The organism is Pseudomonas sp. URMO17WK12:I12 (assembly GCF_000514395.1).
In the GTDB taxonomy this organism is placed as follows: domain Bacteria; phylum Pseudomonadota; class Gammaproteobacteria; order Pseudomonadales; family Pseudomonadaceae; genus Aquipseudomonas; species Aquipseudomonas mucoides.
On the sequence record NZ_AZVV01000016.1, the window covers coordinates 172004 to 184146 of the forward strand.

Genomic DNA, 12143 nt, shown 5'->3' on the forward strand with positions numbered 1-12143 from the left:
TCGCACCCGGCGAACTGATCGCCTCACTGTGAAGGAAACTCGACATGGCTCTCTCATCCAAAGGCACCGCATTGATCACTGGCGCATCGTCGGGCATCGGCGCGGTGTATGCCGACCGTCTCGCGCGGCAGGGTTACGACCTGATTCTGGTCGCCCGCAGTCAGACCAAACTGAACGCTCTGGCGAACCACTTGAGCAATGAAACCGGGCGCGCGGTGGAGGTGGTCGCCGCCGATTTGAAAGTCAAAGCCGATGTGCTGCGAGTCGAGGACATCCTGCGTAACGACGCCAGCATCACCTTGTTGGTCAACAACGCCGGCGTCGGCGCTGTCATGCCATTGCTGGGCAGCCCGGTCGATGAGATGGAAGACATGATCACCCTCAACGTTACCGCGCTGATGCGTCTGGCCTACGCCGTGGTGCCAGGCTTCGTCGGCCGTGGCACCGGCACTGTGATCAACATTTCGTCGATCGTTGCCGTCGCGCCAGAAATCCTCAACGGTGTGTACGGCGGAACCAAGGCTTTTGTCTTGGGCTTGAGTCAGTCGATGCACCACGAACTGGCGGACAAAGGCATTCGTGTCCAGGCGGTATTGCCCGGCGCGACCGCAACCGATTTCTGGAACGAAGCCGGCAACCCGGTGGAAAACCTGCCGCAAGAGATCGTGATGTCGGCGCAAGAAATGGTTGATGCCGCGCTGGTAGGTTTGGCAAACGGCGAAGTGGTGACCGTGCCGAGCCTGCACGACGGCGAGCAATGGGACCGTTACGAAGCGCAGCGTCAGACTCTGTCGGGGTTGTTCGGCAACTCCAGCGCCGCAGCGCGCTATCGCTAAACCGGGGGCGGCGGGCAGGGTGAACTAAGCTTGGATAAGAATGGTTCACCTTTGGGACACCCGCGATGCTTCACATCAAGACACCGTTGATCCTGCACCTGGGCCTGTCGACACCGACCCGACGGATCTGGTTAAAGATGGAAAACCTGCAACCCAGCGGTTCGTTCAAGCTGCGTGGCATGGGGTTACTGTGCAGTCAGGCCAAGGCGCAGGGCAAAAGCCGAGTGGTGTGTCCTTCGGGGGGCAATGCCGGTTTTGCCACTGCTATTGCTGCCGCCAGCCTCGGGTTGAGCGCCTGCATTGTGGTACCGCACACCACCCCTGAATCAACCCGCGCGAGGATCCGCAAAACCGGTGCCGAAGTAATTGTGCACGGCAAGGTCTGGGACGAGGCCAATCAACGGGCCAAAGAACTTTCACAGGACGCCGACACCGAATACGTACCGGCCTTCGATCACCCCGTATTGTGGGAAGGGCACAGCACGCTGGTCGATGAAGTGCTGGAGGTGTGTCCTCAAATGGATGTGATGGTGACGTCGGTGGGGGGCGCAGGCTTGCTGGCGGGCATTCTCACAGGGCTGATGCGCCATGGGCGCACGGATTGCCGGATCATCGCTTGCGAAACCGAGGGTGCCGCTTCTTTCGCGGCGGCCATGAAAGCCGGGCATCCGGTCCGGTTGCCGCGCATCGATACCGTGGCGACCTCGCTGGGCGCGGCGAAGGTGGCGGCCTGGCCGGTGCGGCACCTGCGCGATTTCCGTCACCAATGCGTCGTGCTCAGCGATGAGGACGCGATCATGGGGGTCGTCCGTTTTGCCAGCGACCTGCGTCAGCTGGTGGAGCCAGCGTGTGGTGTGTCATTGGCGGTGGCGTACCTCGACCATCCCGCCATAGCCGATGCGCACGACGTGGTGATCGTGGTCTGTGGCGGGGTGAGTGTCAGTGCGCAATTAGTCGCCGGGTGGGCACGTTTGTCCGCAGGGAAAGCGAAGTAGGGCTGTAAACGCACTCCAGGTGTCACAAGCCCCACCGCTGTTTTCACGGACTTTATTGGCCGGCAGCATCGCCTTCCTGGATCAGGATGGCGCGAGCCAGGTCTTCATCGGTGGCGTTGAGTCCGGGATTGTCCTGACGGATTTTTTTCAGCACCGATTCCAGATAAACCCCGCGAATAGCACCACCACTGGCCACGAAGCTGGAAGCGTCATCCCGCGCGGGAATCATGAGTTTATGGTCCTTGAAGGTCGAGTACAGCGAAGCGGAGACCCCGGCCGACGTGGCAACATCGCCCGCATCCACTTTGGCCATAGCCGAGCCGAAGGGTAAACACAGCATCAGGGAAGAGATGATAATCAGACGGCGCATGACGGTGTCCTCTGAAAGCGTGAAGCAAATAGGAAGTACCTCATAGTTTAGGATGCGCGGCGAGCGCCAGGAGTTCCTTGACCGAAAAATTTCGTTCAAAAACGCACAATTGCTCCGGTGGTCAGCCACTGATCACGTTCCCCTGTCAGATTGCGTCCCGCCACCACATCAACGTCGATACGCTCGCCAAGGTGAAACCGTGGACCGGCCTGCCACGCCTGTTCAGCACCTCGTTGGCCATAGCGTTCGGCAATCAGCGTCAGTGACCGGGCCAGGTCGTATTCGACGCCGGTGCCCCAGGTCCAACGATGGTGTTGTGCCCCGTCGTCATAGGCCTGAGCCCATCCCGTGTTGAGGTTCAGGCGCAGTGCTCGAATCGGCTGGTAGGTGAACGGAAGGTTCAATTCGCTGCCATCGAAAACGTGTGCCCGGTTGAAAGCGAAATGCGCCGTGCCTGCCAGCGCCCATTCAAGACCGAGATCTTCTCGCGCAAACAGTGAGGTCTTGAACTGCGGGCTCAGTTGAGTTTCCGAGTCTGCGTCATCGCGACTGTGCGCAATGGCCGCGCCGAGTTGCAGGGTGGGCAGCCCCTTCAACGTGCAGTCCTGGGACAACGATGCGTTGCTCGATGAGTGATTATGGCGACCGCTCTGGTACCAGGTGTCGATGTTGCATTCGCCCGGTGCATTGATCGCGGCATCATCCACCACGTACGCACCGCCGGCCGCTTTGGCTTTGGACATCACTGTCAGGAGTGCGATCAGGCTCAGGGTGATACTGACGAACCACAGATTGCGCCGCACCCTTCGACCTTGCACGGGTGGCAGGTTGCGCACAAAAGACATGAATTCACGAGTCGGTTTCTGCATGAGGTTTACCTCGAAGTTTTCATTTGAAAAGCAGCCCCCTTTTAACCACACCCCCCTGTAGCAGCTGTCGAGACCCGGCGAGGCTGCGTCCGGGCTCGACAGCTGCTACACCGGGCGTGCGGGGGTGGCAAGCGACAGGGTTTGCAAACCGGCCGCCCGGGCTTGGGCGAGCAGCTCTTCGGTGTCTTCGCCGCCGGGCAGGGCGATCACCACGTCCGGTCGGCTGTCGCGCAACATGAAGTGGTTGCGCAAGCGCTCTGCCGATTTGCCGTGGCGCTGCCAGTTAGGCGGGTAACGCACAAGGTCGATGCCTTGTTCTCGCGCCCATTCTTCGATTTCGCCGCCCAGATGCCGGTTACCGCCATGGATCAGCACACGCACCGGGTGCGCGCGTTGGAAGGCGTCGAGCACCCGTCGGCAATGGCCGCTGTCGGCGTAATGGCGTCCCGCACAAATCAGCAGGCGCATGACGGGGTTTCCTTCGCCGGATCGTTGTTCTCGATCACTCGCTCACCGACGCGTTCAAGCAAGGGATAGGCGAGGGCGGCGATGTGGTGGTGCACGCGGCGGTAATCGCGCAGCACGCGCTGGAAGAGGTCTCCGGACTCGGCCCAGGTGTTTTTGTCATCCTGCAGTTTGCGAAAATGCTCACGGCTGGCGTGCGCTTCCAACTGTCTGACGGTTTCCTTGCGACTGATCAATTGATGGGCGATGGCGATGTCTTCGCGCAGGAATACGCTGATCGCCAGGCTCAGGCTTTCCAGCAAGGCGTCGTGCAGCGGGGCGATGTTGCCCAGCTCGAACGCCGAGAACTGTTCGCCACGGCGCACCCTGCGCATCGCCAATTGCGCGAGGCTGCTGGAGAGAATGTCCGCCGCGTGTTCGAGGTTGATCACGAACAGGAGGATTTCCTGGGCGCGATCGGCATCGTCGTCGCTGAGGCCTTCCTTGCCGATGTCGGCCAGATAGGCACGAATCGCTGCGCTGAGCAGGTCCAGGGATTGATCGATGCGTCGTACGTCGTCGACACAGGTCGGCGCCGAGGTGTGGAACAGCTGCAACAGGCGCCCGAGCATCGCCGAGAACATATCGACCATGCGCAGCGCTTCCCGGGCCGCGTTGGACAAACCGATATTGGCCACGTCCAGGCCGGCCTCGTCCAGATAGTGCGGCATGCCGGGATCGACTTCCCGCACCGGATCCGGCAGCAGCCGGGTCAGGGCATTGGCAAGTACGTCGGTCAAACCGATGAACACCAGCGCCAACAACAGATTGAAACCGCTGTGCAGGACCACCACCAGTGTCGTCGGATTCAGGTTCGTCTCGGCCAGCTCCCCGGCAAACGGCAACACCGCCAGCGCACCGACCACCCGCACCAGCAGATTACCCAGCGGCAAACGTCGACCGACGCTCGATCCAGCGTTGATCACTGACGGCAAGGTCCCGCCAATGTTTACACCCAGGACCAACGCCACCAGGGTGGTCGCGGAGAGCATGCCGGTCGCGGCCAGCGAGACGATCAGCAACACTACGGCCACGCTGGAATGGCAGAGCCAGGTGAGCAGCAGCGCCACCAGCAGGGCAATCAGCAGGTCGCCGTCCAGGCTTTGCATGATCAGTTGAAACACTGGCGTGGTTTCGACGTGCGCCAGGGTTGAACCGAGCATGTGCAGGGCCAGCAGCATCAGCCCCAGGCCGATCAGCGCACAGCCGATACTTTCAAAGCGTGAGTCATCGCGCAGGCGAAAGACGATCAACCCCGTCAGTAGCATCAGTGGCATGAGCATCGACAGGTCGAGGCTGAGCAATTGCACCACCAGGGTCGAACCGAAATTGGCGCCCAGCATCATCGCCAGCGCCGGGGCGAGCGCGAGGGTGCCGGCGGCGGTGAACGAGGTCGCCATCAGGCTGACGGCGGTGCTGCTTTGCAGGAGGCCGGTGATGCCGATCCCCGACAGCAACGCCATCCAGCGGTTGTTCAGGTGGTGGCCGAGCCACTGGCGCAACGGCGAACCAAAGCCGCGCAGCAACGCCGAAGAAATCATGTGAGTGCCCCACAGCAGCAATGCGATGGCACCTGCGAGGTTGACCAGTAGAGTCGTTCCCGACATGAGAACTCTCCTTATTCCGTGTTGCATTGATTGAAAATCCAACCACAAAAACCTGTGGGAGCGAGCTTGCTCGCGATAGCGGTGTGTCAGTCAACACGGATGTTGAATGTGCTGATGCCATCGCGAGCAGGCTCACTCCTACAGGGGGTGGCTCAAATCAGAACCACTGCTTGAAGCGGCGGATGTAGAGGGTTTTCATGACCTGCGCGAAGACGCAGTAGCTGAGCAAGGTGCCGACCAGCCAAGGGAAATACGCCCACGGTAATGGCTGCAAACCGACCAGCGTGCCCAGTGGCGAGAACGGAATGTAGATGCCCAGCACCATCACCAGCCCGGTCATCAGAATCACCGGCAATGCCGCCGTGCTCTGGAAGAACGGGATCTTTTGCGTGCGCAGCATGTGCACCACCAGCGTCTGCGACAGCAGCCCTTCGATGAACCAGCCGGACTGGAACAGGCCCTGCATTTCCACACTATTGGCGGCGAACACGTACCACATCAGCGCAAACGTGGTGATGTCGAACACCGATGACGTCGGCCCGATCCACAGCATGAAACGGCCGATGTTCTTCGCGTCCCACTTGCGCGGTTTGCTGAGGAATTCCTTGTCCATCTTGTCCCACGGCAGCGCCAGCTGAGAGATGTCGTACATGAGGTTTTGCAGCAGCAGGTGAATCGACAGCATCGGCAGAAACGGAATGAACGCACTGGCCACTAGCACCGAGAACACGTTGCCGAAGTTGGAACTGGCAGTCATGTTCAGGTACTTCATGATATTGCCGAAGGTTTCGCGGCCCTTGAGCACGCCTTCTTCGAGCACCATCAGGCTCTTTTCCAACAGGATGATATCGGCCGATTCCTTGGCAATGTCGGTGCCGCTGTCCACCGAAATGCCGACGTCGGCATCGCGCAGGGCGGGGGCATCGTTGATACCGTCGCCGAGGAAACCCACGGTATGACCGTTGGCCTGCAACGCCTTCAGCACCCGCGACTTTTGCAGCGGCGTCAGCTTGGCGAACACCGTGCGTTCTTCGACGCGCAGCTTGAGGGTGGTGTCGTCCATGCTTTCGATGTCCTGGCCGAGCAGCGGGGTGCCCGGTTCCAGGCCGACGTCGCGGCAGATCTTGCCAGTGACGACCGCGTTGTCGCCGGTCAGCACCTTGACCGTCACGCCCATGTCCCGTAGCGCCGCAATGGCTGGGCCAGCGGTTTCCTTCGGTGGATCAAGGAAGGTCAGGAAGCCGCGAATCACCAGTTCGCGCTCATCCTCGGTGGTGTACTGGTTTTTGCTCTGTGCTGTCGGGATCTCGCGGGTGGCGACCAGCAGCACGCGGAAGCCGTCTTCGTTGTACTCGTTGGCCAGGGCCAGCAGGTCTTTGCGGCGTTGATCATCGAGGGCGACGACGCTGCCGTTTTCATGGAGGTGACTGGCGATGGACAGCATTTCCTCGACCGCGCCTTTGCACACCATCAAGTGGTCGTCGCGGCTGTCCTTGACGATGATCGACAGGCGCCGACGGACGAAGTCGAATGGCAATTCATCGACCTTGCTGTAGGCGAATGGCACACGGAACTTCGTGTTGCTGTTGGCAAATTGCACCACCGCCTGATCCATCAGGTTTTTCAAACCACTCTGGTGATGGCTGTTGAGCCACGCCAGTTCGAGGATCACATCGTCGCGCCGGCCATGGCTGTCGACGTGGTGCTCGAGAATGATCTTGTCCTGGGTCAGGGTGCCGGTCTTGTCGGTACACAGCACGTCCATCGAACCGAAGTTCTGGATCGCGTTGAGGCGCTTGACCACCACTTTGCGCTTGGCCATGGCCATCGCGCCTTTAGCGAGGTTGGCGCTGACAATCATCGGCAGCATTTCCGGGGTCAGGCCGACCGCGACCGCCAGCGCAAACAGAAACGCGTCGCTCCAGTCGCCCTTGGAAAAGCCGTTGAGCAGGAACACGATCGGCACCATCACCAGCATGAAACGGATCAACAGCCAGCTGACACTGTTCACCCCACGGTCGAACGCCGTTTGCACCCGCGAGCCGACAATCGCTTTGGCCAGCGAACCGAAGTAAGTGCGCGAGCCAGTCGCGACCACCACGGCTTTGGCGGTGCCGCTGACCACGTTGGTGCCCATGAAGCAGATGTTTGGCAGGTCGAGCAGGTTCGATTGATCGGCGGCGTTGCCGGTAGCGGACTTCTGGGCGACGTTGCCCAAGGTGTCGTATTTCTCCACCGGCAAGGCTTCGCCGGTGAGCACGGCCTGGCTGATGAACAGGTCGCGGGATTCGATCAGGCGGATATCCGCCGGGATCATGTCACCGGCGCTGAGTTGCACGATGTCGCCGGCCACCAGCTCGCGCATCGGTACTTCACGAAGCGTCGCCTCCTGGCCACGTTGCCCGCGCCGCAACACGGTGGCGGTGGTGCGCACCATGGCCTTGAGGGTTTCGGCCGACTTGGCCGAGCGGTATTCCTGCCAGAACCGCAGCAGGCTGCTCAAGGTAACCATGGTCATGATGATAATGACCTTGGTCAGGTCGGCGTCGTCGCTTTCACCCTGGCTGATCGGCAGCCAGTAATCGGTGAAGAAACTGATGCCAGCCAGGGTCAGCAGCACATAGATGAAAGGATTGTTCAGGGCTTTGAGCAGCTGGACGAGGGCGTGAGGCGGCTTGTCGTGGGCGACTTCGTTGTAGCCCCCACGCGCCAGACGGCCCTCGACTTCCAGTTCGGTGAGGCCGTCCGGGGTTGCATTGAGGTTGGCGAGGGTGACGGCGAGGCCGTTCTGGGCTTCTCGTGCGGCGCGCATCGACAGTTTGGCGTTGTCGCTGCTGGCACCTTTGGCGCGGGTATTCGGGGTTTTTACGGTGGTCATCGCGTGTGCTCCTGCCGCTGACTGGCGGCACGACACACAGCCGGCTCACCCAACTACAGGCGAGCGAATGTATGTCGAGCCGCAAACAAGCGATCGATGTCAGAAGTATTGGTTTGTTGTTTTAACGTTCGCTGGCTATCAATAGGGAAGTGATAGGCAGCGAACCGTCTACTGGCTTCGTCCATAACTAACTCCAATTAACGTGTGTTTTAAAAGGCAATAAGAAGTTGTCGGTTTCCCTTGTCAGGAAACCGTTGAAGGAAGGACTTTAAAGTGCCTTCAAATCAACTGAATGTGCGGTTTGTCAGGCTCGGCTTCGCAGCCGGACGCGACGCGCGATGCGTCGACTCGGTGGTTCCTGGCTGTCGTCCAGGTTCCAGCGTTGCTGAAGTCGACCCGTCATCGGGCAGACGCGCCAGTTGGCACGCGGATGTGCCTTGGAAGTGGACGAAGGGCTGGAAAACGGCGCAATGGCGCGCTTCGCGAGCGTAGGCTCACGGCAGGGCTTGACCCGCATGGTCGAAGCAAAGGCGCGTACGCCGGGCATTACGATGGTGTTGAAGTTCATAACATGCCTCTGGACCGGACGGACACCGGTGAGGCAAGTTACGGTGGAGCATCAAGCTCTAGCGCAGCTCACCCGACCGAAAAGTCGAGTCCCGTCATTTTCTGGGTTATGTGCCAGATTCTGCAGTTTCGCAGCAACCCGACAGCGACTAGATACTGTGTCCATTGGATTCCGTAGTGAATTGAAAAAGGGCCTTCGTCGAAGGCCCGGGCAATTTACTCAGCGAGGTGAAGTCCGTCAACCTTAAAGGCCCGATTAATAGTGTATTAAATGGAAAAGTTGCACATTTGATTATTGAGTTCAGCCAAATGACAGTAAGTTGTCATTCATGTGAAGGCGTGCAGCGAGGGCCGGTTTGAAAATGAGCACAGGACAATCGAGCATCGATACCGACTGCGTAGTGGTTGGGGCCGGCGTGGTCGGGCTGGCGGTTGCCAGGGCGCTGGCCGGGACCGGGCGGGAAGTGATCCTGATCGAAGCCGGCGAGGGGATTGGGGTGGGCATCAGCTCGCGCAACTCGGAGGTGATTCACGCCGGTATTTACTACCCGACCGGTAGCCTCAAGGCGCAGTTGTGCGTTGAAGGCAAGCAACGGTTGTATGCCTTCTGCGATGCGCGCGGGGTTGATTATCAGCGCCTGGGCAAGCTGATCGTGGCCACCGATGACAACCAGTGCGCGGCGTTGCGGGCATTGTTGGAACAAGGGCGACGGAATGGCGTCGATGATTTGCAGTGGCTGGATGCCGCGCAGGCCCGAGTGCTTGAACCGGCACTGTCCTGCGTCGCCGCGCTCTGGTCACCTTCTACGGGAATTATCGATTCCCATGCGTTGATGCTCGCGCTTCAGGCGGATGGGGAAGCCAGCGGGATGTCGATTGCCTTTCATACACCGCTGGAATCCGCTCGTTGTACGGCACACGGTTTTGATCTGGTCATCGGCGGTGCGCAACCCATGCCCCTGAGTTGCCGCGAGTTGATCAACTGCGCCGGGCTTTCTGCGCCTGACGTGGCGAGCCGGATCGAAGGGTTGCCCTCGCAGCACGTTTCAGTGGCCCGATTGTGCAAGGGCAGTTATTTCAGTTTCAGCGGCCGCGCGCCGTTCCGGCATCTGGTCTATCCGGCGCCGGAAAGTGCCGGGCTCGGCGTGCACATGACCCTCGACCTCGGCGGCCAGGCACGTTTCGGGCCGGACGTCGAATGGGTCGATCAGGTCGATTACCGCGTGGACTCGCGCCGCGCCGATGGATTTTACGAGGCGATCCGCCGTTACTGGCCCGGTCTTCCCGATAACAGCCTGCAACCGGCCTACAGCGGCATTCGCCCGAAAATCACCGGTCCGACCGAACCTGCAGCGGATTTCATCATCAGCGGTCCGGCCGAACATGGCGTGCCGGGACTGGTGAACCTGTTCGGCATCGAGTCACCGGGCCTGACCAGTTGCCTGGCACTGGCCGAGCGGGTGGTGCAGCGCCTTACGCAAACCCGTAGCAGCTGACGAGCCGAACGCAGCCTCGCGGTGCTCGTCAGCTGCTACATAAGGGGCACGAAGCGCAGGTGCCGGTTATCAGCCGTTGCGATGCCCGGAGCCATGAGGGCTATGCTTTGCAGTGCGCCCATCACCATGGGAGACCTCTGATGATCAACGTACGCACTGCCCGCATGCTTGCCGATTACAAAAACTGGGCCGACCAGCGCCTCTTTGACAGCCTGGCCGCATTGCCGGCGGGTGAGGTCAGTAAAGATCGCGTGTCGGTGTTCAAGAACATGATCGGCACCCTGAACCACATCTACGTCGTGGACTGCATCTGGCAGGCCCACCTCGAAGGCCGAGGCCACGGCTTCAAAACGTCGCATGATCTGTTGCACGCCGACCTTGCCGAACTGCGCATGGCGCAACGGGAGATTGATCACTGGTATTGCGACTGGAGCGAAAGCCAGACCGAAACGTCACTGGATAAACCCGTTGAATTCACGTTTGTCTCTGGCGAAAGCGGCACCATGAGCGCTGGCGCGATACTGATGCACGTGGTCAACCACGCCAGCTATCACCGTGGCTGGGTGATCCAGATGTACTTCGAAATCCCGGCCATGCCACCGGTCACGGACTTGCCGGTGTACCTGCGCGAAACCCAGTCGACCGCTTTTAAGTCGCCGCATGCCCCGGCAGTGGAGCCGCCATGTACTGTGCAATTTTCGAGCGCAACCAGCGTTCTGCCGGGTCGTTATCGTTGACGCCGTTCCAGACCATGGACAGTTCGGACAGCACGATATCAAACGGCGGGTCGTCGGCCCGCAACTGGCTGCTGCCTTCGATCAGCGCACACGCGGCATAGTCCGGCACCGAGGCGAGCAAATCGGTGCCGGCCAGTAATGAGCGCAATCCGGCAAACTGCGGCACCGCCAGCACTACCCGCCGCGAACGACCGATGCGCGCCAAGTCGTTATCGATGGCCCCGGTCAAGTCCCCGGAAAACGACACCAGCGCATGAGGTCTTTCGCAGAATTCATCCAGTGTCAGAACACCGGGGCGGTCGTCGCCGCGCAGGATTTTTACGCTCAAGTCGCGCAATTTCTTGCGCTTGGCGTTGGCTGGCAGTTCCGTGGTGTAACTGATCCCGACAGAAATCTCGCCGCTGGCGAGCATCGACGACATCAGCAGAAAATTCACCCGCCGCACCACTACCACGACGTTCTGCGCTTCTTCGCGAATCTGCTTGAGCAACGGCGGAAACAAGCCGAACTCAGCGTCGTCGGACAGGCCGATGCGAAACACATCACGGCTGGTGGACGGGTCGAAATCCTTGGCCCGGCTGACCGCGCCGGAAATGGTGTCCATCGCCGGTTGCAGTTCCTTGAGGATCGCCAAGGCGCGCAGGGTCGGCTCCAGCGTACGGCCGTTGCGCACCAACAGCGGGTCGTCGAACAAATCGCGCAATTTGGCCAGTGAGGCGCTGACGGCGGGTTGGCCGAGGAACAGCTTCTCCCCGGCGCGGGTGAGGTTTTTCTCGAACATCAGGGTTTCGAAAATCACCAGCAGGTTCATGTCCACACGGCGCAGGTCGTTGCGGTTCATGTTGGAGGCTCGCAGGATTTTGAGGGTCTGTTCAGTAAAGCATCAAACCTGAGAGGGTCATTAAACGGCGATGTGTAACACACATCTCCAGACACTCTGCGAGGCTACACAATCCCTGCCAGGCATTCCGCATTCCATGATGTCGGGCGAACTGGCGGTGAACCGCATGCTGGATAAAGTCGATCCACAAAGCTAACGCTGATCTAAGGCGAGGCGAGGTCCTGTGGCGAGGGAGCTTGCTCCCGGTGGGCAGCGCAGCGGCCCCACTCACTGGTGACGCGTTCTATCAGGCACGCCGCGGCAAAGGTTTTACGACTACTGCGTAGCCGAACGGGAGCAAGCTCCCTCGCCACACTGGTCAAGTTGACCTTGAATTTTGCAGTGTTTGTTCGGGCCTCATCGCGAGCAGGCTCACTCCCACAGGGATTTTTGTGGACTCACTA

11 protein-coding genes are annotated in these 12143 nt (G+C 60.2%); 4 read left to right on the plus strand and 7 right to left on the minus strand.

The annotated features are described in order from the left end of the window. The first annotated feature begins 44 nt into the window (after nucleotides 1-44). Nucleotides 45-836, plus strand: coding sequence for an SDR family oxidoreductase (locus D882_RS0122760; RefSeq protein WP_027925370.1), 792 nt, complete (start codon nucleotides 45-47; stop codon nucleotides 834-836). A 65-nt stretch (nucleotides 837-901) separates the two neighbouring features. After that, nucleotides 902-1831 carry a pyridoxal-phosphate dependent enzyme gene (locus D882_RS0122765; RefSeq protein WP_027925371.1) on the plus strand — a complete coding sequence of 310 codons (930 nt, stop codon included), beginning with the start codon at nucleotides 902-904 and terminating at the stop codon, nucleotides 1829-1831. A gap of 52 nt (nucleotides 1832-1883) precedes the next feature. Here the strand turns inward: D882_RS0122765 and D882_RS0122770 are convergent, their stop codons facing one another. The 6 genes from D882_RS0122770 to D882_RS0122795 form a co-directional block, all read right to left on the minus strand. Then, the gene (locus D882_RS0122770) at nucleotides 1884-2201 is read right to left on the minus strand and encodes a DUF2388 domain-containing protein (protein WP_027925372.1); all 318 of its coding nucleotides are present in this window, start codon (nucleotides 2199-2201) and stop codon (nucleotides 1884-1886) included. Nucleotides 2202-2296: 95 nt separating this feature from the next. Then, nucleotides 2297-3070: a hypothetical protein gene (locus D882_RS0122775; protein WP_027925373.1), complete on the minus strand. Its 774-nt coding sequence runs from the start codon at nucleotides 3068-3070 to the stop codon at nucleotides 2297-2299. Nucleotides 3071-3175: 105 nt separating this feature from the next. After that, the gene (locus D882_RS0122780) at nucleotides 3176-3538 is read right to left on the minus strand and encodes a DUF2493 domain-containing protein (RefSeq protein WP_027925374.1); all 363 of its coding nucleotides are present in this window, start codon (nucleotides 3536-3538) and stop codon (nucleotides 3176-3178) included. Then, nucleotides 3526-5181, minus strand: a complete 1656-nt coding sequence (locus D882_RS0122785; protein ID WP_027925375.1) for a Na/Pi cotransporter family protein — start codon at nucleotides 5179-5181, stop codon at nucleotides 3526-3528. Before D882_RS0122785 ends, D882_RS0122780 begins: the two co-directional genes overlap by 13 nt. Before the next feature lie 157 nt (nucleotides 5182-5338). Continuing rightward, a complete protein-coding gene (mgtA, locus tag D882_RS0122790) occupies nucleotides 5339-8059 on the minus strand; it encodes a magnesium-translocating P-type ATPase (RefSeq protein WP_027925376.1) in 2721 nt (906 codons plus the stop codon). Between the two features lie 304 nt (nucleotides 8060-8363). Continuing rightward, the gene (locus D882_RS0122795) at nucleotides 8364-8627 is read right to left on the minus strand and encodes a hypothetical protein (RefSeq protein WP_027925377.1); all 264 of its coding nucleotides are present in this window, start codon (nucleotides 8625-8627) and stop codon (nucleotides 8364-8366) included. A 361-nt stretch (nucleotides 8628-8988) separates the two neighbouring features. Between D882_RS0122795 and D882_RS0122800 the strand changes: the two genes are divergently transcribed. Further along, complete coding sequence (locus tag D882_RS0122800; RefSeq protein WP_027925378.1) at nucleotides 8989-10122, plus strand: NAD(P)/FAD-dependent oxidoreductase; 1134 nt, start codon at nucleotides 8989-8991, stop codon at nucleotides 10120-10122. A 140-nt stretch (nucleotides 10123-10262) separates the two neighbouring features. Then, nucleotides 10263-10859 (plus strand): DinB family protein, encoded by a 597-nt coding sequence (locus D882_RS0122805; RefSeq protein WP_027925379.1) that lies wholly within the window; start codon nucleotides 10263-10265, stop codon nucleotides 10857-10859. On the opposite strand, the gene D882_RS0122810 is transcribed toward D882_RS0122805, so the two are convergent. Further along, the gene (locus tag D882_RS0122810) at nucleotides 10771-11700 is read right to left on the minus strand and encodes a LysR substrate-binding domain-containing protein (protein ID WP_027925380.1); all 930 of its coding nucleotides are present in this window, start codon (nucleotides 11698-11700) and stop codon (nucleotides 10771-10773) included. The two genes, D882_RS0122805 and D882_RS0122810, sit on opposite strands and share 89 nt — an antisense overlap. Nucleotides 11701-12143 lie beyond the last annotated feature (443 nt).

Coding starts and splice junctions, on each gene's coding strand:
- D882_RS0122775 (WP_027925373.1), bottom strand. CDS start 3,070: ATGCAGAAACCGACTCGTGAATTCATGTCTTTTGTGCGCAACCTGCCA.
- D882_RS0122800 (WP_027925378.1), top strand. CDS start 8,989: ATGAGCACAGGACAATCGAGCATCGATACCGACTGCGTAGTGGTTGGG.
- D882_RS0122780 (WP_027925374.1), bottom strand. CDS start 3,538: ATGCGCCTGCTGATTTGTGCGGGACGCCATTACGCCGACAGCGGCCAT.
- D882_RS0122805 (WP_027925379.1), top strand. CDS start 10,263: ATGATCAACGTACGCACTGCCCGCATGCTTGCCGATTACAAAAACTGG.
- D882_RS0122785 (WP_027925375.1), bottom strand. CDS start 5,181: ATGTCGGGAACGACTCTACTGGTCAACCTCGCAGGTGCCATCGCATTG.
- D882_RS0122760 (WP_027925370.1), top strand. CDS start 45: ATGGCTCTCTCATCCAAAGGCACCGCATTGATCACTGGCGCATCGTCG.
- mgtA (WP_027925376.1), bottom strand. CDS start 8,059: ATGACCACCGTAAAAACCCCGAATACCCGCGCCAAAGGTGCCAGCAGC.
- D882_RS0122795 (WP_027925377.1), bottom strand. CDS start 8,627: ATGAACTTCAACACCATCGTAATGCCCGGCGTACGCGCCTTTGCTTCG.
- D882_RS0122810 (WP_027925380.1), bottom strand. CDS start 11,700: ATGAACCGCAACGACCTGCGCCGTGTGGACATGAACCTGCTGGTGATT.
- D882_RS0122770 (WP_027925372.1), bottom strand. CDS start 2,201: ATGCGCCGTCTGATTATCATCTCTTCCCTGATGCTGTGTTTACCCTTC.
- D882_RS0122765 (WP_027925371.1), top strand. CDS start 902: ATGCTTCACATCAAGACACCGTTGATCCTGCACCTGGGCCTGTCGACA.